The organism is Streptomyces sp. NBC_00354, from assembly GCF_036106915.1.
Classification (GTDB): domain Bacteria; phylum Actinomycetota; class Actinomycetes; order Streptomycetales; family Streptomycetaceae; genus Streptomyces.
This window is the reverse complement of record NZ_CP107983.1, coordinates 7,593,903-7,613,449: the sequence shown is the minus strand read 5'-3', so window position 1 is coordinate 7,613,449 and position 19,547 is coordinate 7,593,903. Positions and strand designations below refer to the sequence as shown.

The following is a 19,547-nucleotide window of genomic DNA, read 5'->3' as shown; positions in this document are numbered from 1 at the left end:
GCGGCAGCGCCGGTCAGCGCACCTGGATCAGGCGGCCGTTGCGGCCGCGGTCCGGACCCGGGCCAGGATGGCCTCCGTGTCCACGCCCGTCGGCAGGGTGCCGTACGCGCCGCCGTGCTCGCCGCCCAGGCGGGAGGCGCAGAAGGCCTCGGCGACCGCGCCCGGGGCGTGGCGCAGCAGCAGCGAGGCCTGGAAGGCCAGGGCCATCGTCTCCGTGACCTGCCGGGCCCGGTACTCGGCTTCGGCGGGGTCGGCCAGCTGCTTCTGGAGGCCGGCCACCGCCGCATCCAGATGCCGGTCGGCGCCCGCCGCCCGGCCGACCTCCTCGAAGAAGGCCTCGACGGTCTCGGGCTGCCGGGCCATGGCCCGCAGCGAGTCCAGGGCGGCGACGTTCCCGGAGCCCTCCCAGATCGACGACAGCGGGGCCTCCCGGTAGAGCCGCGGCATGCCGGATTCCTCGATGTAGCCGTTGCCGCCGAGGCATTCGAGGGCTTCGGCGGCATGCCCGGGGGCGCGCTTGCAGACCCAGTACTTGGTGACGGCCAGCCCCAGCCGGCGCAGCAGCGCCTCGTCCTGGTTGCCCTGGGCGACCCGGTCCGTGGCGCCCGCGAGGCGCAGGGCGACGGCGGTCGCCGCCTCGGATTCGAGGGCGAGGTCCGCGAGGACGTTGCGCATCAGGGGCTGGTCGATCAGCGCCTTGCCGAACGCCCGCCGGTGGGTGGCGTGGTGGACGGCGCGGATGACTCCGAGCCGCATGCCGGACGCCCCGCCGAGCACGCAGTCGAGGCGGGTCATGTTGACCATCTCGATGATGGTCGCGACGCCGCGCCCCTCCTCCCCCACCAGCCAGCCGAAGGCCTCGTCGTACTCGATCTCGGCGGAGGCGTTGGACCGGTTGCCGAGCTTGTCCTTGAGGCGCTGGAGCAGCAGACGGTTGCGCGTGCCGTCCGGCAGTACGCGCGGCAGCAGGAAGCAGGAGAGCCCGCCCGGGGCCTGAGCCAGCGTCAGGAAGACGTCCGACATGGGCGCGGAGGTGAACCACTTGTGCCCGGTCAGCCGGTAGGTGCCGTCCGGGGCCGGGACCGCCGTCGTGGTGTTGGCGCGTACGTCGGAGCCGCCCTGCTTCTCGGTCATCGACATGCCCGCGATCAGGCCCTGCTTGGTGTCCGGCCGGCGGAGTCCGAAATCGTACGTGCGGGAGGCGAGCAGCGGCTCCAGCCACCCGGCGAGGTCCGGGGTGGCGCGCAGCGCGGGCACCGCGGCGTACGTCATGGACACCGGGCAGGAGTGGCCCGCCTCGACCTGGCCCCAGACGAGGAACTTCGCGGCCCGCGCGACATGCGCTCCGGCCCGGTCGTCCGTCCAGGGCGCGGCGTGCAGCCCGTGGGAGACGGCGGTGCGCATCAGCTCGTGCCAGTACGGGTGGAACTCCACCTCGTCGATGCGGTGGCCGTAGCGGTCGTGGGTGCGCAGCACCGGCGGGTTCTCGTTGACCACGCGGCCCCATTCCGCGGCCTGTTCGGAACCGGCGAGGGCGCCGAGGCGGTGGATCTCGGGTATCGCCCATGCGGCGCCCTCGCGGGCGACCGCCTCCAGCAGGGCGGGGTCGGCGGCCGCATCGTAACCGTGGTGCGGGGGCACCTGGTTGGTGACCTCATGCGTCTGCGGCATCGTGTCCTCCAAGGGCACGCAGGGTGAAGGTGATCAGGCCGGGGATGACGTCCCCCGGGGCCGCGTCCCCGTCGGCCAGCGGGCCGACGAGTGCTTCGGCGATCGCGCCGACGAGCGCGGCAGCCGTCAACTCGGGTGATTGCGGCGGTAGTTCTCCGGAACTCACTCCCGCGGCGATCTGTTCCGCATACACGTCGCGGAACGCCCGGCGGAAGACGAGGCGTTCGGTGTCCACGGCGGGGTCGGCGGGCTCCGCGAGCAGGGCGAAGGCCCGGCGCGGCGCCTGCAGTGCGCGGTACGCGAACGTCTCGACGGCGGCGGCCACCCGCTGCGCCGCGCCGCCCGGGCGGTCCGTCGCGGCGGCGACCGCTTCCAGCTCACGCGCCACCAGGGTCCGGAAGAGGGCGGCGGCCAGCTCCGACTTGCCGGAGAACGACTGGTACACGCTGCCGGTGGAGATTCCGGCTTCGGCCGCGATCGCGGCGACCGAGCAGCCGCTGTAGCCCTCACGGGAGAGGAGGAGAACGGCGGCCTCCAGCACCCGGTCGCGCCGGGCGTCGAGGCGGGCCTGTACGGCTGGGGGGCGACGGTAGGGCATGGAAGGATTGAAGCACCGATTCATTGCTTCACGCCAGACCTGGACGGGGGCGGAAACGGGCTCCTGCCCCCCCCTACCGGGAGGTGAGGGTCGCCGGGGTGGGCCCGTCCGGGCGGACGGTGATGCTGTACGCGGCCTTGGTGGGGACGGAGTGGAAGGTCGGGGTGTGGGCGGGCAGCAGGTGCTCGAGGAGGACCGTCGACTCGCGGAGGGCGAACTGCAGGCCGAGGCAGGCGCGGGGGCCGATGCCGAAGGGGAGGTACGAGCCCGGGTGGGTGGGCCGGCCGTCGGGAGCGGTGAAGCGCCGGGGGTCGAAGTCCTCGGGGTCCGGCCACAGTTCGGGGTCGCGGTGCGTGAGGTACGGGCAGACCACCACGTCGGAGCCCGCTTCGACGGCGTAGCCGGCCAAGCTGTCGGCCTCGGTGGCGTACCGGGGCAGGATCCAGGCGGACGGGTACAGCCGGAGCGTCTCGTGCACCAGGGCCTGGACGGCGCGGCGGCGTTCCACCGAACCCGGGGCGCCTGCGGCGAGGGCCTGTTCGCGAGCCGCGGGGTGGCGGTCGAGAAGCAGGTAGAGCCAGGTCAGGGTGGTGGCGGTGGTCTCGTGGCCGGCGACGAGCAGCGTGATCAGCTCGTCGCGGATCAGGCGGTCGGTGTACTCGGGGCGCTCGGCCGCCGCACCGAGCAGGATGTGCAGGAGGCCCGGGCCGTCGGGCCCGGCTTCGCCGCCGCGGGCGGCCTCGATGGCGTGGTGCGCGACGGCGTCGATCCTGGCGAGGTCGGCGGCGACGGCGTCCCGGGCGTCGCCGGTGTCGGCCGGCAGTGTCGGCAGGGCGGCCACCACGGTGGCCACGGAGTTCAGTTCATGCTCGGTGGCGGCGTCGAGGGGGTGTCCGGTGAGGGAGCGCCAGATGGTGTCCAGGGCGAAGCTGCGCATCTCCCGGCCGACGTCGAGCGGCTGCCCGGTCCGGGCGTACCCGGCCCAGCGCTCGGCGGTGACCCGGGCGGCATCCGTGATGCGCTGCTCGTAGCGGCGCATGCCGGTGCCAGTGAACTGGGATTGCAGCAGCCGCCGTTGGCTCTTCCAGGCTTCGCCGGTGGCGGCGAGTACGCCGTCGCCGATCAGCAGGCGGGCACGGTGGGAGCGCTTGACGTACCGGTCCGGGTGCAGGGCCAGCACGTGCTGGACTGCTCGGGGATCGGTGACCAGGACGGTGGGGTTCGGCCCGAGGCGGAACGCGGCGACGCCGCCGAGCCGTTCGCGCACCACGGTCAGCAGATCGACCAGTTCGGCCCGGTCGGAGCGCCACCGCTCCACGAGGCCGGAATCGAGCTCGGGGACCGGTCGACCCGTTCGGGAGGCGTGCGGGCGGGGGTCGAAGCCGGCTTCGGTGGCCACGGGTCTTCTCCTGTTCGACCGCTGGTCCTGCGTCCCTGACGAGCTTGGGCATCACGGACTGTACGGGAGCTGACGCGTCCCGTGACAGCCCGCCTCGGCGTGGGGCTCGACGCCGGGCGACGGCCGGTAAGATCACCTGCCCATGAACACCGGTGGTGCAGGACACGAGTTGACGGCCATTGCGCCCGGGCAGGTGACGCTGTCGGACCGGCGGACCCGGCGCAGCTGGTCCGTCGAGCTCGCGGCCTACGAGCTGGCGGCCGTCCCGGTCACGCAGGCGCTGTACGCCGAGGTCACCGGCCTGCGGCCGGGCAGCGCCCAGGGGGACCGGCTGCCCGTCGAGGGCGTGTCCTGGTGGGACGCGGTGCGGTTCTGCAACGCCCTGTCCGAGCGCGACGGACTGGCCCCGGCGTACCGCCTCGACGCCGAAATCGACGGCGACGGCGACGGCGACGGCATCGACTGGGACACCTCCGCCGACGGGTACCGGCTGCCGACCGAGGCCGAGTGGGAGCACGCCTGCCGGGCCGGTACGAGCGGGCCCCGGTACGGAGCACTCGACGACATCGCCTGGTACCGCGGCAACTCGGACGAGCGCATCCACGCCGTGGGCGGCAAACAGCCCAACCCGTGGGGCCTGTACGACATGCTCGGCAACGTCTGGGACTGGTGCTGGGACGTCTACGACGCCGAGGTCTACGGCAGTTACCGGGTGCTGCGCGGCGGCGGCTGGTTCGACGAGCACTGGAGCTGCCGGGCCTCCGCCCGCCGGCGCAGCCATCCGACGTTCCGGGTGGACGACGTGGGCTTCCGCCTCGCCCGCTCCGTCACCGGCTGATCCGCCCCTGTCGGCCGGGCCGCGGCCCGCGGGTCACCGCACGACCCGCGGCAGGCGCAGGCTCAGCAGCACCGTCAGGGCGATCATGCCGAGCTGCACCAGCAGTGTGACGGCGAGTGCGTCCCGCATGCCCATCGTCGGGGCGAGTGCCAGGAAGAGGCTGCCCAGGGTCGCGACGCCGAGGGCGAGCGCGGACTGCTGGGTGGTGATCATGACCCCGCCGCCCACGCCGGCCCGGTCGGCCGGTACGTCCGAGAGCATCAGACGCATCAGCACGGGCAGTTGGAGCCCCTGGCCGAGGCCGGCGACGGCCACGCCCGGGGCGAGCGAGGCCGGCCCGAGGTCCGGCCAGCCGCGCAGGAACGCGAGGAGGATCAGGACGACGCCGACGGCCTGGAGGACGCCGCCCGCGGTCACGACCCGGCTGCCGAACCGGCCGACCAGCCGCGGCCCGGCGAGGGAGGCCGCGAAGAAGGCCACCGCCATCGGGACGAGCGCGAGCCCCGCCGCCACCGGCCCCATGCGCAGGCCCTGTTGCAGCACCACCGCGATGACGAACATGAATCCGCTGAAGCCGATCGAGAACGGCACGACCAGGACCAGCCCCCGCCGCAGCGACTGCAGGCGCAGCAGGCTCGGGGGCACGAGCGGGGTGCGTCCGAGCCGGTCGGCGCGGCGCTCGGTCAGGTAGAAGGCCGTGGCGGCGAACGGGAAGACCGCGAGCGACACCCACGTCCACAGCGGCCAGCCGGCGGCCCGGCCCTCGGTCAGCGGCAGCAGCAGGGACACCAGGGACAGGGCGAGCAGCAGCGTCCCCGGGACATCGACCGAGGCCGGGCGGTCCGAGCGGGTCTCCGGAACGGCCCGGACGGCGAGCACCAGCCCGAGGATCACCACCGGCACGTTGACCAGGAACACCGAGCGCCAGCCGGAGCCTGCGACGTCGGCGGCGACCAGGACGCCGCCCAGGATCTGCCCCGCGACCATGGACAGCCCGGCGGTGGCCCCGTACAGGCTCATCGCCCGCGCCCGGCGGGGGCCCTGCGTGGTGGCCTGGATGGTGGCCAGCACCTGCGGCAGCATCAGCGCGGCCGCGGCGCCCTGTGCCACGCGCGCAGCCACCAGGGTCCAGGCCGTGGGTGCGATGCCGCAGGCGAGCGAGGTGACGCCGAAGGAGGCCATACCGATCAGGAAGAGCCGGCGCCGCCCGGCCATGTCGCCGAGGCGGCCACCCAGGACGAGGAGGACGGCGTACGCGACGCCGTAGCCGCCGACGATCAGTTCCAGCGTGGCGGGGCCGGCCGCGAGGTCGCTGTCGATGGCGGGGAGCGCCACGTTGACGATGAAGAAGTCGATCAGGGGCAGGGCTGCGCCCAGCAGCACGGTGAACAGCCCGAGCGGGCCGATCGCCGCGGGGGCGGGCCCAGGGGCCGGACCGGAGGCCGGGCGGCCCGTCGGGGCGGACGGGGAGGGGCGGGTGGTGCGTACGGTTGCTTCGCTCACACCGGAAATGATCGTCTTGCGCTCAGCCTGGTACCAGAGTCTCCTTATCCTGGTACCAGGACTACCTGGCAACGGGATGAGCAGTGCGGCATCCTGGTTCCATGACCACTGTGGCCCCGGAGAGCGACGTACGCCGGCACGAGCTGGCCGAATTCCTGCGCAGCCGCCGGGAGCGGATCACCCCCGAGCAGGTGGGGCTGCCGCGCGGCCGCCGCCGGCGCACCCCGGGGCTGCGCCGCGAGGAGGTCGCCCAGCTCTCCGCCGTCGGTGTCACCTGGTACACCTGGCTGGAGCAGGCCCGCGAGATCCAGGTCTCCCCGCAGGTCCTGGACGCGCTGGCGCGCGCCCTTCTGCTGGACTCCAGTGAGCGTACGCATCTGTTCGCGCTGGCCGGCAGCCTTGATCCGGCCCCGCACGCGCCGTGCCCGAGCGTGACCCCGGCGCTGCGGGCGATGCTCGACCGGCTCGGGCCGATCCCGGCCTGCATCCAGAACAGCCGGTACGACATCCTCGCGTACAACGCCACGTACGGACGGCTGCTGTGCGACCTGGACGCGCTGCCGCCCGAGGACCGCAACTGCCTCTGGCTCACGTTCACCAACGCGGACTGGCGGGCGTCCCTCGTCGACGTCGGCGAGGTGAACCGCATCATCGCCGCCAAGTTCCGGGCGGCCATGGCGGAGCACCTCGCCGAGCCGGCCTGGAAGGCCCTGCTGGCGCGGCTGGAGGCGGAGTCGGCGGAGTTCCGGGAGGTGTGGGCCCGGCACGAGGTGGTGAGCCAGGGCGGCAGGACGAAGTACATCCGCAATGCGCACGTCGGTCTGCTGCACCTGGAGCACACCAATCTGTGGCTCGGGCCGGCGGCGGGCCCGCGGCTGGTGACGATGGTGCCGGTCGACGAGGAGAGCCGCGCCCGCCTGGAGCGCCTGGAGCGGCGGGAGCGGCTGGAACACCTCGAGCCCGCCACGGTCTGAGGCACCCCGCCCGCGCCCGCAGCTACGGCTGCTCGGCCAGCCCCTCCGGCAGCCGGCCCGTGTGGACCACGCCGAGGGTCTGGGTGGCCCGGGTCAGGGCGACGTAGAGGTCGCTCGGCTCGTGGTCCGCGGGCTCCACGACGATCACCGAGTCGAACTCCAGTCCCTTGGCCTGGCGCGGGTCCAGCAGGACGACCGTACGGGTGAGATCCGGCTCATCCCCCGCCCGTACGCCGGGCAGCTCGGCGGCGAGGGCCTCGTGCAGCGGGCGCGGCGCGATCACCGCCAGCCGGCCGCCCCGGCCCTCGGCCGGGGCGCCGGCGCGCACCGCTTCGGCGACCGTGCGGGCGAGGTCGTCCGTCGCCCGCACCCAGGGCCGCTGCCCCGTGGAGCGCACCGAGCTCGGCGGCTCGAACCCGGGGTGGCGGGCCCGGAGCACGGCGGCCGCGAGGTCCATGATCTCGGCGGGCGTACGGTAGTTGACGCCGAGGCGCACCAGCTCGAAGCGGTCCCCGACGTACGGGTCCAGGATCCGCTTCCACGATCCGCAGCCGGCCTCGTCACCGGTCTGCGCCGGGTCGCCCACCAGCGTCATGGAGCGGGTGGGGCAGCGCCGCATCAGCAACCGCCAGGCCATCTCCGACAGTTCCTGCGCCTCGTCCACGATGACGTGCCCGAAGGCCCAGGTACGGTCGGCGGCGGCCCGCTCGGCCGCGCTGCGGTGGTCGGCCTCCTCGTGCCGCTCCGCCATCCGCTCGGCGTCGATGATGTCGTGCGCGGCGAGGAACTCGTTCTCCATGTCCTCGAATTCGTACGACTCGGAGCCCTGCGACAGGTCCAGGACGCCCTGCGCGTACGCGATGCGCTCCAGCCGCTCCCGCTCCTCGGCGGCGCGCTGCGCGCTGTCGTCGATGCCGAGCAGCTCGGCGGCCTCGTCGAGCAGCGGGATGTCGGCGGGTGTCCAGTCGCCCGTCGTGCGCCGGATCAACTCGGCTTCGTGGGCGGGGAGATGGGTGGGATCGGCGAGGAAGTCGGCGATCAGCTGCCGGGGCGTGAGGGGCGGCCAGAGGCTGTCGATCGCGGAGTGCACCTCGGCGCTGGTGGCGATCTCCTTGCCGAGCTGTGCGATGTCGTCGGGTCCCAGCAGGTTGGGGCCGCCGTACGGATCCGCGCCGAGCCGGTCGGCGAGCTGCTCCGTGAGGGCGTCGATGACACGGAACGCGAAGTACGGGCGGGCCAGGTTGTGGGGCAGCCCGGTGGCGCGCGCCCGGTCCCGGGCCTCGTGCGCCATGGTCCGGTCCAGCAGCAGGGTGCCGTAGTCGTCGTGGTCGATCTCCACGGCCGGTTCCGGGAGCACCGCGCTGTCCTCGCCGCTGCCCGCGGGTACGGTCTCCGGCAGCGCCTGCCGGTCGCGTACGACGCGCGCGAGGACCTCGGCCATCTGCGCGCGGCCCTTCACGGCGGCGGCGCCGGGCCGGTCGGTTCCGGCCGCCCGGACGCCGGGGAACAGCTCGCCGAGGGTGGAGAGCAGGACGCCGGTCTCGCCGAGGGCGGGGAGCACCTCGCCGATGTAGCCGAGGAACGCCGGGTTGGGGCCGACGATGAGCACGCCGCGCTTGGCGAGCAGCTCCCGGTGCTCGTAGAGGAGGTAGGCGGCCCGGTGCAGGGCGACGGCCGTCTTACCGGTTCCCGGGCCGCCCTCCACCACGAGTACCCCGCGGTGGGGCGAGCGGATGATGTGGTCCTGCTCGGCCTGGATGGTCTGCACGATGTCGTGCATGCGCCCCGTGCGGGCGGCGTCGAGCGCGGCGAGCAGGACGGCGTCCGCGTCGGCCCCCTCGTGGCCCGTGCGCTCGGTGTCGGCGAGGTCGAGGATCTCGTCGTGGAGGGCCGTGACCTCCCGTCCGCCGGTGGTGATGTGGCGGCGCCGGCGCAGGCCCATGGGGAAGTGCCCGGTGGCGAGGTAGAACGGGCGCGCGACCTCGGCCCGCCAGTCGAGGACGAGGGGCGTGCGGTCCGCGTCGTCCTGCCTGATTCCGATACGGCCGATGTGGTGGTCCTCTCCGTCGGAGAACTCGAGCCGGCCGAAACACAGGCCATTCTCGCCCGCGTTCAGCGCGGAAAGCAGACCGGACTGCTCGGCGACGAGAACATCCCGCTCCAGGCGCGCCTGAAGCCCGTTCCCCGTCGCGGCCAGTGCCCGCTGGACGGCATGTTCGGCCTGGTCACGCAGGTCGTCGAGGCGCGCATAGAGCTCGTCGATGAATTGCTGCTCATTACGGAATTCCACGGTTGACAATTCCACTCCCGACCCGATACGATGTCCTCGTAAAGCTTCTTCACGCGCTGCCGTCATCAGGGCGTGAAACATCAAATATACGCAGACGAATACCCCGACCGTCAATTGGTCCCGGGGTATTTTTCGTTTTGCGGGACGCTGCCGGTGCCGGGTGGGGGCGCGGCGGGCGGCCACATGTTCGACGGGCGGCCGCATGTCACCCGGACGGCTCACCCGTCAGGCTTCCGGCGCCGTGCACTGCTTTGGTGGACACAAGAGCTGTCCACCACATGGAGCACTCTCATGTATGAAATGCAGGTCGGTGAGGCGGCCACAGGGCCTGGCCTCGTATGGCACGTCGTCGCCCGTGACCGCCGGGCCACCCTGTGCGGCCGCCCCCTCCAGCCGGGCGGCAACGCCGAAACGGACCACCACTGCGGTCCGTGCATGACGGCCTTCCAAAACGTCATGCGGGAAGGCTCCGCCGAGTCCTGACAGTGGGGGTGATCACCGCCGAACACCACGCTTCCGCCGCCGGAGCCGGGCCGATGGGAGGTCCACGCGCCGACGGCGGAGGCATCCGACGCGCCGGGGCGCGAACCGCCCCGGTGCGCGTCCATCCGGAGACCGGTGCGCCGTCCGTGGTGGCGCCGCTTCGTCACGATTCCCACGCCCCGATGCCGACACCCCGCCACCACCCCCGCAGCACGGCGCCGGGCTCGAACCCTCCCCACACAGCAACCCAAAGTGATCCTTATGGGTGAACAGGGCTGCTACGGTGTCCACTTATGGATAGGGCGGCGCCGCAGCCTGAGCGGGCCGCCCGAGCTGCTCAGGGGTGCCGCCATGAAGACGATCGGACTGCTCGGAGGAATGAGCTGGGAATCGACGGCCGAGTACTACCGGCTGTTGAACGAGCTCACCCGTGACCGGCTCGGGGGGCTGCATTCGGCCCGCTGCGTGCTGTACTCGGTGGACTTCGCGGAGATCGAGCAGCTGCAGGCCGAGGGGCGGTGGGCGGAGGCCGGCGAGGTGCTGGCGGAAGCGGCCCGGCGGCTGGAAGCCGCCGGTGCGGACCTCGTGCTCATCTGCACGAACACCATGCACAAGGTCGCCGACCGCGTCCAGGCCGGCATCTCGGTGCCCCTGCTGCACCTCGCCGATGCCACCGCCGACGCCGTGAAGGCGGCGGGCCTGACCCGGGTCGGCCTGCTGGGGACCGCCTTCACGATGGAGCAGGACTTCTACCGTGGCCGACTCGCCGCGGGCGGGCTCGAGGTGTGCGTCCCGGATGCCGACGGGCGTGCGCTCGTGCACCGGGTGATCTACGAGGAACTGTGCCTGGGCCTCGTCCACGAGGAGTCGCGGGCCGCCTACCAGCAGGTCATCAAGGACCTCGTGGCCGACGGCGCCCAGGGGATCGTCCTGGGCTGCACCGAGATCGAGCTGCTCATCGGCGCCGAGGACAGCCCCGTACCGGTCTTCCCCACCGCGCGGATCCACGCCGAAGCCGCGGTCGAGGCGGCGCTGTCGAACGCCAGGCTCCCGCCCCCGTCTTGACCACGGCACGCGCCCTCGACCGGTCATGCCGTGATCTCATACGAGGACGCAGGCCGCGAGGGCGGCGGCACGGACCCGGGCGGACCCATGGGCACACCTCAGACGGGCGCGAACGCGGAACCGGACGGCCACGCGACCGAAGGCCGACACGCCGACTGGCTGGAACTCTTCTTCGACCTCGTCTTCGTCGCGCTCGCCGCCCAGCTCTCGCACCAGTTGCACGGCGATCCGGGCCTGCGCGACTTCGCCGTGTTCCTGGCGCTCTACTTCCCGCCCTGGTGGCTGTGGATCAACCTCACGGTCTCGGCGAACATCTTCGTGGACAACAGCCCCCGCCGCCGGCTGCTCATGCTGTCCGCCATGCTCTGCATCGCCGTCATGGCCGCCTCCGTGCCCGAGGCCGACACGGACCGCGGGTCCGTCTACGCGCTCGGGTACGCCGGCACCCGGCTGGTGCTGCTCGGGCTGTGGTGGCCGGCCACCAAGTACCCCGAGCCCCTGCGCGTCCCGCGCTGGCGCCCCCTCAGCTACTGCCTGGCGTCGGGCCTGCTGTGGGCCGCCTCCGCCGCGGTACCCACACCCTGGCAGTACGTGGTCTGGGCGGTGCTCATCGCCGCCGAGATGGCGCTGCTCCTGACCGCGCGGGGCGGCCGGATGCCCGCCCGCCTGGACACCGGGCACATCGTCGAGCGGGTCGGACTGTTCGTCATCATCGTGCTCGGCGAATCCGTGATCGCGCTGGTGACCTCCGCCGACCACACCTGGACCCTGCAGGCCGGAGTCGTAGGCGTCCTCGGTTTCGTGCTGCTCGCCGCGCTCTGGTGGTCGTACTTCGACTTCGGCTCGACCTCGGCCGAGCTGATGCTCGCCAAGGCCGACGACCACCAGGCCTACCTCCTCGCCCGGGACATCGGCGGCTTCCTGCACTTCTTCGTGACCGCGGGCGTGCTGTGCATGGCCGCGGGCCTGGCCACCGCCGTCGAGGAAGCCGACCACGCCCATCTGCCGACCGGCGCGGTGTGGGCCCTGGCCGGCGGCCTGGCCCTCTACCACGCGGCCCACGCCTGCATCGCGCTGCGCTACGGCCGCCCGCCGGCCTCCGTCGCCGTCTGGGCCGTTCCGGGCATCTGCATCCCGCTGCTCGTCGTCTGGGGAGCCGGTCACCTCGCGCCGTGGCTGGTCGTCCTGCTGCTGGCCGCCGAGGCGATCGTGCACCTGCTGTACGCGCGCAAGGTGCTGCGCCACCGCCTCGCGGCGGCAGCCGCCCCAACGCCGTAACCCCCTATGCCGGACCGGTCGCCGGCTCCACCGGGAGGAGGTCCGGGCGCTTGGCCGTACGGGCGTCCCCGGAGGAGCGGCCGCGCAGGCGTCGGCCCAGCCAGGGCCCCAGGAACGCGGCGGCCCAGCGCAGTTCGGCGAGGACCGTGGGCGAGGCCGCCCGGGCCGGGGGCAGCGGGTGCGTCCAGGAGTCGTCGCTGCCCGGCAGGCCGAGGGCGTGGGCGAGCGAGGCGGCGATCCGCTGGTGCCCGAGCGGGCTGGCGTGCAGCCGGTCGGCGCTCCACAGGCGGGGGTCGGTGACCACGGGATGGTGTCCCGTCTCGACGACGACCACACCGTGGCGGCCGGCCGCCCCGCGGATCCGGTCGTTGAGGGCGCTGACCCGCGGGGAGAGCGGGCGAGCGAGCGGGGTGATCCGTGCGAGGTCCGGGAAGGTCAGCGTGGCGACGCGGGCGCCCTGGGCGGTGAGCGCGCCGAACATCGCCTCGAGGTGGCCGGCGACCTCGTCGGCGTCGAACCGCGGCCGCAGTATGTCGTTGACCCCGGCGACCACGGTGGCCAGGTCCGGGCGCAGGGCGAGGGCCGGTGCGAGCTGTTCGGCGCGGACCTGCCCGGCGAGGCGGCCGCGGACGGCGAGGTTGGCGTACCGCAGGCCGGGACCGTGGAGCGCGAGGTGCTCCGCGAGGCGGTCGGCCAGCCCGCGCAGGCCGGTCGTGTCGTCGCCGTCGCCGAGGCCCTCGGTCTGGCTGTCGCCCAGGGCGACGTAGCGCAGGTACTGCTGCTCAGCGCCCGGCACGTGCCGCCTCCCGCTCCCGCAGGACCGCGATCGTACGCGCGCACCAGTCGCGGTTGCCCCGCTCGAAGGCAAGGCCGCGCAGGCAGGTCAGATAGGGGCCGACGCGGTCGCCGTACCGCAGGAAGTCCTCCTCGGTGCGGTCGCCGCGCATCGTGCGCAGCAGACCCGTGAACAGGTCGACCTTGGCCTGGGCGAAGGCGGCACGCTCGGTGAGCTGCGCGATGAGCGTCGCGGTGTCGACGTGGTCGGCGGCCTGGACCTTGACGACCAGGTCGTCGCGGATGGAGGAGGGCTTGGCGGCGCAGGCGGTGAACTGCTCCAGCTCGGCGAGGCCGGCGCCGGTGACGGTGAACAGGCGCTTGTTGGGCCGGGTGTCCTGGACCACTTCCCGGCCCGTGATCAGCCCGTCCTTCTCCAGCCGGGTCAGCTCGGCGTAGAGCTGCTGCGGGAGCGCGTGCCAGAAGTTGGCCACACCGAGGTCGAATGCCTTGGCCAGTTGGTACCCGCTCAGCTCCTCGTCCAGCAGCGCCGCCAGTACGGCGTGGCGCAAAGCCATCGGATCGCCTCCTTCTCGCCCCTGTTTCCGCAGTGGCCCCTGTCCATGGACACCCTCCGCATGATACTCAAGAAACTGACTAATCACATTGATGAGTAGATGTAGCCGAGCATGCCGAGCATCAGGGAGAAGCCGTGACCGCAGCAGACCGCTTCCGCGCCGCCGTCGAGAGCAGTGACACCGGCGCCCTGGAGGCCCTGTTCACCGAGGACGTCCGCCTCTACAGCCCCGTGAAGTTCACGCCGTTCGAGGGCCGGCCGATGGTGCTGGGGCTCTTCGGGGTGCTGCTGCGCACCTTCGAGGACTTCCGCTACGTCGGGCAGTACACCGGCGCCGCCGAGACGAGCGTGGACGGCACGGTGTCCCCGTCGGAGGTCCTGCTCTTCCGCGCGACGGTGAACGGCAAGGCGATCCACGGCATCGACCTGCTGCACTACGCCGACGACGGCCGGATCAAGGAGTTCACCGTGATGGTGAGGCCCCAGTCCGCGGTGCACGCCCTGGGCGAGGCGGTACTGGCCGGGCTGGTCGCCGACGGCCTGGCCCCGGCCCCGGCCCCGGCCGAGGGGACGCCCACTCGCTAGGGGGTGTCTTGTCGGTCACGCCGCGAGCCCGGCCTGATCGGCAGGACAGCCCCTAAGGGCTGTCCCGTAATCCCTGGCGGGCGCGCGACGTCGGCTACGGCGCCTCGCCGCGTTGTCGCAGCGCCCACATACGCCCAGTATGAGGACGCTCCTCCGCCTTGCGATGCACCGCATCCGACGCCGCGCGCTGATCCACCAGGGATTACGGGACAGCCCTTAGGCTCGCCGGGCAGCCAACTCCCGTACGCACGCCCGGAGGAACCGGTGGACATCCGCTCGGCCCAGCAGCTCGCCTGGGACAACAAGCTCGCGAAGGGCTTCAACACCACTGATGTGGCATTGGAGTTCGGGCTGCTGACGGCCGAGGTCGGGGAGGCGTTCACCGCCTGGCGCAAGAAACTGCCCGACTTCGGGGAAGAGCTCGCGGACGTGATCCTGTACGTCGCGGCGCTCGCCGAGATGAACGGCATCGACCTGGAGTCCGAGGTGGAGCGGAAGCTGGCCAAGAACCGCGACCGGGTCTATGTCCGGGACGAGCGGGGCGTCCTGCACCGCGTCGAAACCCCGGGCGGAGCGGCCGACGGGACGAGGAGTCTGCGATGACCGCCACCACGCGAGTGGCGCTGGCCACCTCGGCCACGGGTCTGGCCTTCGACGCCGACCTGCCGCTGATGCTCGACGCGCTGCGCGCCCGCGGGGTCGACGCCGTGGCGGCGCCCTGGGACGCCGAGGGCTTCGACTGGTCGCAGTGCGCCGCCGTGGTCATCAGGTCCACGTGGGACTACGCCGAGCGGTGGCCGGAGTACCTGGCCTGGGCGGACGCGGTGCAGGGTGCGACGCGGCTCGACAATCCGGCCGGGCTCGTGCGCTGGAACACCGACAAGCGGTACCTCGGGGAGCTCGCCGGCCACGGCGTGCCCGTGGTGCCGACCCGGTTCATCGCACCCGGCGAGGCCCTCACGCTGCCCGAGCACGGCCAGTTCGTCGTCAAGCCGTCCGTCTCGGCCGGCTCGCGCGACACCGCGCGGTACGCGGAGCACCATCACGATCTGGCGGCCGGGCACGTCGCGGCGCTGCACGCCGCCGGATCCACCGCGATGGTGCAGCCGTACCTGTCCCGGATCGACGAGGGGGAACGGGCACTCGTCTTCCTCGGCGGCGTCTTCAGCCACGCGATGCGCAAGGGCCCGGTGCTGACCGATGTCGGGGTCGTCGACAACGAACGCGTGCCGCATCCGAATCTGGTGCCGCACCGGCCGTCCGCGGCCGAACTGGCCCTGGCCGGGGCGGCGCTGGCGGCCGTTCCCGGTACGGAGGCCCTGCTGTTCGCGCGGGTCGACATGGCGACGGCGGACGACGGTACGCCGGTCCTGATGGAGCTGGAGCTCGTGGAACCCAACCTCTTCATGGCCCACAGCGAGCACGGGCTACGGCGCTTCGCGGACCTCGTCCACGAGCGCGCCGCAGCTGATCACTGACGCGGGTCGGAGCCGGGCCCGGAGCCGTGCCACCTGATGTGCGCCGCGACGGGCAGATGGTCGCTTCCCGTCGCGGGCAGCGCCCGGATCCGGGTGACGGTCGCCGCGCGGGTCATGACCTGGTCGATCCGGGCCAACGGCAGCGCCGCGGGCCAGCTGAACGCGAAGTCCCGGCCGGGCGGGTCCAGCTGTGCGGCGACCGGATCCAGCCCGCGGTCGTCCACCGTGCTGTTGAGGTCCCCGAGCAGGATCAGCGGGTCCGTCCGCTCCGCGGCGATCGCGGCGCCGAGCAGTGCGGCGCTCTCGTCCCGTCGTACGGAGCCGAACCCGTGCGTCGGGCCGAGGCGCACCGAGGGCAGGTGCGCCACGTACACGGCGACTTCGCCGTCCGGCGTACGGGCGGTGGCCCGCAGTCCGCGGTTCCAGCCCTCCCCCACGCCCGTCGGGCGGATGTCCACCGGCCGCACCTGCGCCAGCGGGTGCTTCGACCAGAGTCCGACCGTGCCCTCCACCGCGTGGTACGGATACTCCGGCGCGAGCACCGCCTCGAACGCCGGCGCGGCGGCGGGCGTCAGCTCCTCCAGGGCGATGAGATCGGCCCGGGTCCCCGCCAGGGCGCGCGCGGTGCCCGCCGGATCGGGGTTCTCGTCGCTGACGTTGTGCTGGACCGCGAGGAGGTCGGGGGCCCGGTCGTCGCCGGGGAGCAGGAAGGCGCCGAAGAGGCCGAGCCAGGCGGCTGTGGGCAGCAGCGCCGCGCAGGCGGCCACGGCCGAGCGGCGCAGCAGCGCCAGGGCCAGCAGGACCGGGACGGCCAGGCCGAGCCAGGGGAGGAACGTCTCCAGCAGGCTGCCGGGACGGCCCGCCGTATCGGGCACAGCGCCGTGGAAGACCAGCAGGCAGGCGACGAGAACGGCGAGCCCGGCGAGCACTCGCCCCCGCCCGCGCCACGACCCCTGCCAACGCCACGGCCACCGCCATGACCACTGCTTCCCCACGCGCCCTGCTCCCGATCGGCTCGGCATCCCCCGCATCGTGGCCACTCGCACGACGTCGCACGGTACGACGACGCCGCGCGCGGTGATCCGGTTCCCGCGGCCCGCCCCGGCCCGGCGCGCCCGACACCCCCGGGCCTGCGCGGAGCGGGCCGTCACCCCGCCGGCGGGCGGCCGGGAGCCGCGCTGACCCGGGCCAGGACGAGGACCGTGTCGTCGGTCGCCGTGTCGGGCAGCAGGTTCGCGAGGATGCGGTCGGCCGCCTCCTCCAGCGAGCCCAGGGGCGCACGCAGCTGCTCGCGCAGCGCGTCCATGCCGGTGTCGATGTCCTGGCCGCGGGCCTCGACGAGCCCGTCGGTGTACAGGACCACGGTGGCGCCCTCGGGGAGCTCGATCTCGACCGCCCGGTACGGTACACCACCCACCCCGAGCGGCACCCCGAGCACCTCGCCGATGGTGTGCACCGTCCCGTCCCGGTGGCGTACCAGGGGTGGCAGGTGGCCGGCGTTGGCGATGCGGGCGCGCCCGGTGTGCGGGTCGTACAGCAGGTACAGGCAGGTCGCCCACTCGATGCCGGCCTCCTGGGCGCAGACGTCGAGTTCTTCGAGCAGGGCCGCGGGCTCCGCGGTGTGCCGGGCGAGCGTCTTCGCGGTGATCCGCAGCCGGCCCATGGCCGCGGCGGCGGGCACGCCGTGTCCCATCACGTCGCCGACGACGAGGGCGACCCGGTCGCCGGACAGTTCGATCGCGTCGTACCAGTCGCCGCCGACCTCGGTGACCTTGCTGCCGGGCAGGTAGCGGTGGCTGATGTCCACGTACGGGCCGCCGGCGGGGGCGCTGGGCAGCAGGGCCCGCTGGAGGGTGAGGGCGATGTCCTGGACCCTGCTGTACAGCCGGGCGTTGTCCAGGCACAGCGCGGCCCGGGAGGCCAGTTCGCCTGCGAGGCCGAGGTCCTCCTCGGCGAAGGCCGGGCGGGCGGCGGAGCGGCCGAACATGGCGATGCCCTGCACCGTGCCGCGGGCGATGAGCGGTGCCATGAGGATGCAGGTCAGCCCGCTGTCCAGCAGCAGCTGCGCGCGCTGCTGGTGGACGACGGTCCGGGTGGCGAACTCCTCGTCGACCGTGAAGCAGAGCGGGCGGCCCGTGCTCAGCATCTGGTGGGTGTTGGAGCCCGGCGGATAGGTGACCTCCTCCAGGCCGCTCACGAGTTCGACGGCGGGCTCGGGGAGGGTGGTGCCGGAGGCGATCCGGCGGGTGGCCACCGGCAGCGCCGGGTCGAACGCCTCGTTCTCGTCCATCCACTCCACGAGTTCGACGACGGAGGCGTCGCAGAAGTCCGGGACCACCGCGTCGACCAGCTCCTGCGCGGTGACGTGCAGGTCCAGGGTGGTGCCGATGCGTGCCGAGGCCCGGTCGAGCAGGGCGAGGCGCTGCCGGGCGGCCGTCGCCTCCAGGATGGCCTGCTCGCGGTCGGTCACGTCCAGCAGCAGTCCGCCCGCGCCGCGCCGGGAGTCCCCCGCACCGCTGAGCGGGAAGAAGCTGACCGAGCGCACCTGGTCGCGGTCGGGGTGGCCCGGTGTGCGCAGCCCGACGAGGGTACCGATCACGGTCCGGCCCTCCTGGGCCACGGACCGCAGCATGCGCTGGTACTCCCCGCCGTCCGAGGTGATCATGATGTCCGCCATCCGCCGGCCCAGGTGCTCCTCGAGCGGGACCCCGTCCATGTCGGCGAGTGCCTGGTTGAGGTGGACGTAGCGCAGCTCCTCGTCCAGCATGACCAGGCCGATCGGGCAAGTCTCGAAGAGGGAGTCGAGGAAGGACAGGTTGGTCTTCACACGGTCCAGCTCGTCGCCCCGGCTCGCCAGGCCCATGACCACGGAGCCGCCCGTGGAGCCGGTCATCGGGAAGACCCGGAAGCCGCAGTTGAACACGGAGCCGTCCCGGTGCAGGGCCGGCATCCGTACCCGCCAGTAGCCCAGGGCCCGGGCGCGCTCCACGAGCTGCGCGGCCCCACCGGGACCGTCGTCGGGGGCCGGCTCGGGGAAGAGGACCGCCGCGGGCCGCGACAGCACCGCAGGGGCCTCGTGGCCGAAGAGGTTCTGGGCGCCGGGGCCCCAGTAGCAGACCCGGTCCTCGTCGTCGATACCGAAGACGGCCACCACCACTTGTTCCAGCAGGGACCCCGGTTCGGACCGAATCGGGCCGGGACCGTCCGCGCCCCCCAGCCGGTCCGATGGCATCGGCAGGCCCCCTTCTGCGCACGGCTCGCGCGCGTGGCTGACCGGAGCCCGCGTGGCGGACACGGGCTGCCCCTCAATTCTGCCCGCCATCGGGAAGGAGGACATCACGGCGCCGCACGGGAGCGGGCCGGTGACCCCCGGTGACACCAGCCGCAGGCGTACGCGGGTGCGGGTGCCGCGCGGGTGCGGGTGGGCCGGGCCCCGGGCAGCATCGTGTCCAGGAGGAGACGCCCATGACGCAGACCGAACCCCGTGCCGAGCTGGACGAGCGCTACAGCGACCCGAAGGCCGAGCCCGTCGCCTGGCGGCAGGCCGTGGCCCGGCTCGCGGAGGCCGAGGTGTACTGGCTGACCACCGTACGGCCCGACGCGCGCCCCCACGTGACGCCGCTGATCGGGGTGTGGGCGGACGGCGCACTGCATTTCTGCACCGGCGGACAGGAGCGCAAGGCGAGGAACCTGTCCGAGAACCCGGCGGTCGTCCTCACCACCGGCTGCAACACGCTCGACTCCGGCTACGACCTGGTCGTCGAGGGCGATGCCGTCCGCGTCGAGGACGAGGCGAGGCTGCGGACGCTGGCCGCCGCGTGGGAGGCGAAGTACGGGGCCACATGGCATTTCGACGTCCGGGACGGGGCGTTCGTCAACCCGGAGGCGGGGCGGGCCCTGGTCTTCGCCGTCGCGCCCCGGACGGCCTTCGGCTTCGGCAAGGGCGATCCGTACAGCCAGACCCGCTGGCGCTTCTCGCCGCCTCTCCCGAGTTGACCACCGCCTCGCAACCGGGCAGGTCACGGGCGGTTTCC

The 19,547-nt window shown here is 73.1% G+C and carries 18 protein-coding genes; 9 read left to right on the top strand and 9 right to left on the bottom strand.

What is annotated here, in order from left to right; genetic code table 11:
• Window positions 1-27: 27 nt before the first annotated feature.
• The 3 genes from OHT74_RS34895 to OHT74_RS34885 all read right to left on the bottom strand — a co-directional run bounded on the left by OHT74_RS34895 (window position 28) and on the right by OHT74_RS34885 (window position 3,668).
• On the bottom strand, window positions 28-1,671 hold the full coding sequence (locus OHT74_RS34895; protein WP_328622416.1) for an isovaleryl-CoA dehydrogenase: 1,644 nt from the start codon (window positions 1,669-1,671) through the stop codon (window positions 28-30).
• Entirely contained in the window at window positions 1,655-2,269 is a 615-nt protein-coding gene (locus tag OHT74_RS34890) for a TetR/AcrR family transcriptional regulator (protein WP_328622415.1), read from the bottom strand. The genes OHT74_RS34895 and OHT74_RS34890 overlap by 17 nt, the downstream gene beginning before the upstream one ends.
• A 73-nt stretch (window positions 2,270-2,342) precedes the next feature.
• Window positions 2,343-3,668, bottom strand: coding sequence for a cytochrome P450 (locus OHT74_RS34885; protein WP_328622414.1), 1,326 nt, complete (start codon window positions 3,666-3,668; stop codon window positions 2,343-2,345).
• A 142-nt stretch (window positions 3,669-3,810) separates the two neighbouring features.
• Here OHT74_RS34885 and OHT74_RS34880 point away from each other — a divergent pair, with 142 nt between their 5' ends.
• Window positions 3,811-4,506 (top strand): formylglycine-generating enzyme family protein, encoded by a 696-nt coding sequence (locus OHT74_RS34880; RefSeq protein ID WP_328622413.1) that lies wholly within the window; start codon window positions 3,811-3,813, stop codon window positions 4,504-4,506.
• Between the two features lie 33 nt (window positions 4,507-4,539).
• Here the strand turns inward: OHT74_RS34880 and OHT74_RS34875 are convergent, their stop codons facing one another.
• Window positions 4,540-6,009, bottom strand: a complete 1,470-nt coding sequence (locus tag OHT74_RS34875; RefSeq protein WP_443047625.1) for an MFS transporter — start codon at window positions 6,007-6,009, stop codon at window positions 4,540-4,542.
• 101 nt (window positions 6,010-6,110) lie between these two features.
• On the opposite strand from OHT74_RS34875, the gene OHT74_RS34870 reads away from it, so the two are divergent.
• The gene (locus OHT74_RS34870; protein WP_266670232.1) at window positions 6,111-6,983 is read left to right on the top strand and encodes an MmyB family transcriptional regulator; all 873 of its coding nucleotides are present in this window, start codon (window positions 6,111-6,113) and stop codon (window positions 6,981-6,983) included.
• 22 nt (window positions 6,984-7,005) lie between these two features.
• Here the strand turns inward: OHT74_RS34870 and OHT74_RS34865 are convergent, their stop codons facing one another.
• Window positions 7,006-9,282, bottom strand: a complete 2,277-nt coding sequence (locus tag OHT74_RS34865; protein WP_443047624.1) for a HelD family protein — start codon at window positions 9,280-9,282, stop codon at window positions 7,006-7,008.
• A 282-nt stretch (window positions 9,283-9,564) separates the two neighbouring features.
• Here OHT74_RS34865 and OHT74_RS34860 point away from each other — a divergent pair, with 282 nt between their 5' ends.
• The 3 genes from OHT74_RS34860 to OHT74_RS34850 all read left to right on the top strand — a co-directional run bounded on the left by OHT74_RS34860 (window position 9,565) and on the right by OHT74_RS34850 (window position 12,099).
• Window positions 9,565-9,756 carry a hypothetical protein gene (locus OHT74_RS34860; RefSeq protein ID WP_053787543.1) on the top strand — a complete coding sequence of 64 codons (192 nt, stop codon included), beginning with the start codon at window positions 9,565-9,567 and terminating at the stop codon, window positions 9,754-9,756.
• A gap of 351 nt (window positions 9,757-10,107) precedes the next feature.
• Window positions 10,108-10,821: an aspartate/glutamate racemase family protein gene (locus OHT74_RS34855; protein ID WP_328622411.1), complete on the top strand. Its 714-nt coding sequence runs from the start codon at window positions 10,108-10,110 to the stop codon at window positions 10,819-10,821.
• A gap of 30 nt (window positions 10,822-10,851) precedes the next feature.
• Window positions 10,852-12,099 carry a low temperature requirement protein A gene (locus OHT74_RS34850; protein ID WP_328622410.1) on the top strand — a complete coding sequence of 416 codons (1,248 nt, stop codon included), beginning with the start codon at window positions 10,852-10,854 and terminating at the stop codon, window positions 12,097-12,099.
• 4 nt (window positions 12,100-12,103) lie between these two features.
• On the opposite strand, the gene OHT74_RS34845 is transcribed toward OHT74_RS34850, so the two are convergent.
• The gene (locus tag OHT74_RS34845) at window positions 12,104-12,895 is read right to left on the bottom strand and encodes an SGNH/GDSL hydrolase family protein (RefSeq protein ID WP_266670223.1); all 792 of its coding nucleotides are present in this window, start codon (window positions 12,893-12,895) and stop codon (window positions 12,104-12,106) included.
• Entirely contained in the window at window positions 12,882-13,451 is a 570-nt protein-coding gene (locus tag OHT74_RS34840) for a PadR family transcriptional regulator (protein WP_328622409.1), read from the bottom strand. The genes OHT74_RS34845 and OHT74_RS34840 overlap by 14 nt, the downstream gene beginning before the upstream one ends.
• Window positions 13,452-13,585: 134 nt before the next feature.
• Between OHT74_RS34840 and OHT74_RS34835 the strand changes: the two genes are divergently transcribed.
• From OHT74_RS34835 to OHT74_RS34825, 3 genes are all read left to right on the top strand, one after another.
• Window positions 13,586-14,035, top strand: a complete 450-nt coding sequence (locus tag OHT74_RS34835; protein WP_266670219.1) for a nuclear transport factor 2 family protein — start codon at window positions 13,586-13,588, stop codon at window positions 14,033-14,035.
• A gap of 264 nt (window positions 14,036-14,299) precedes the next feature.
• Entirely contained in the window at window positions 14,300-14,638 is a 339-nt protein-coding gene (locus tag OHT74_RS34830) for a MazG-like family protein (protein WP_328622408.1), read from the top strand.
• Window positions 14,635-15,513, top strand: a complete 879-nt coding sequence (locus OHT74_RS34825) for an ATP-grasp domain-containing protein (protein WP_328622407.1) — start codon at window positions 14,635-14,637, stop codon at window positions 15,511-15,513. The genes OHT74_RS34830 and OHT74_RS34825 overlap by 4 nt, the downstream gene beginning before the upstream one ends.
• Here OHT74_RS34825 and OHT74_RS34820 read toward each other — a convergent pair.
• Window positions 15,507-16,535: an endonuclease/exonuclease/phosphatase family protein gene (locus tag OHT74_RS34820; protein WP_443047623.1), complete on the bottom strand. Its 1,029-nt coding sequence runs from the start codon at window positions 16,533-16,535 to the stop codon at window positions 15,507-15,509. The two genes, OHT74_RS34825 and OHT74_RS34820, sit on opposite strands and share 7 nt — an antisense overlap.
• A gap of 125 nt (window positions 16,536-16,660) precedes the next feature.
• A complete protein-coding gene (locus tag OHT74_RS34815) occupies window positions 16,661-18,745 on the bottom strand; it encodes a SpoIIE family protein phosphatase (RefSeq protein WP_328622405.1) in 2,085 nt (694 codons plus the stop codon).
• A gap of 233 nt (window positions 18,746-18,978) precedes the next feature.
• Between OHT74_RS34815 and OHT74_RS34810 the strand changes: the two genes are divergently transcribed.
• Window positions 18,979-19,509: a pyridoxamine 5'-phosphate oxidase family protein gene (locus OHT74_RS34810; RefSeq protein ID WP_266670209.1), complete on the top strand. Its 531-nt coding sequence runs from the start codon at window positions 18,979-18,981 to the stop codon at window positions 19,507-19,509.
• The last annotated feature ends 38 nt before the right edge of the window (window positions 19,510-19,547 follow it).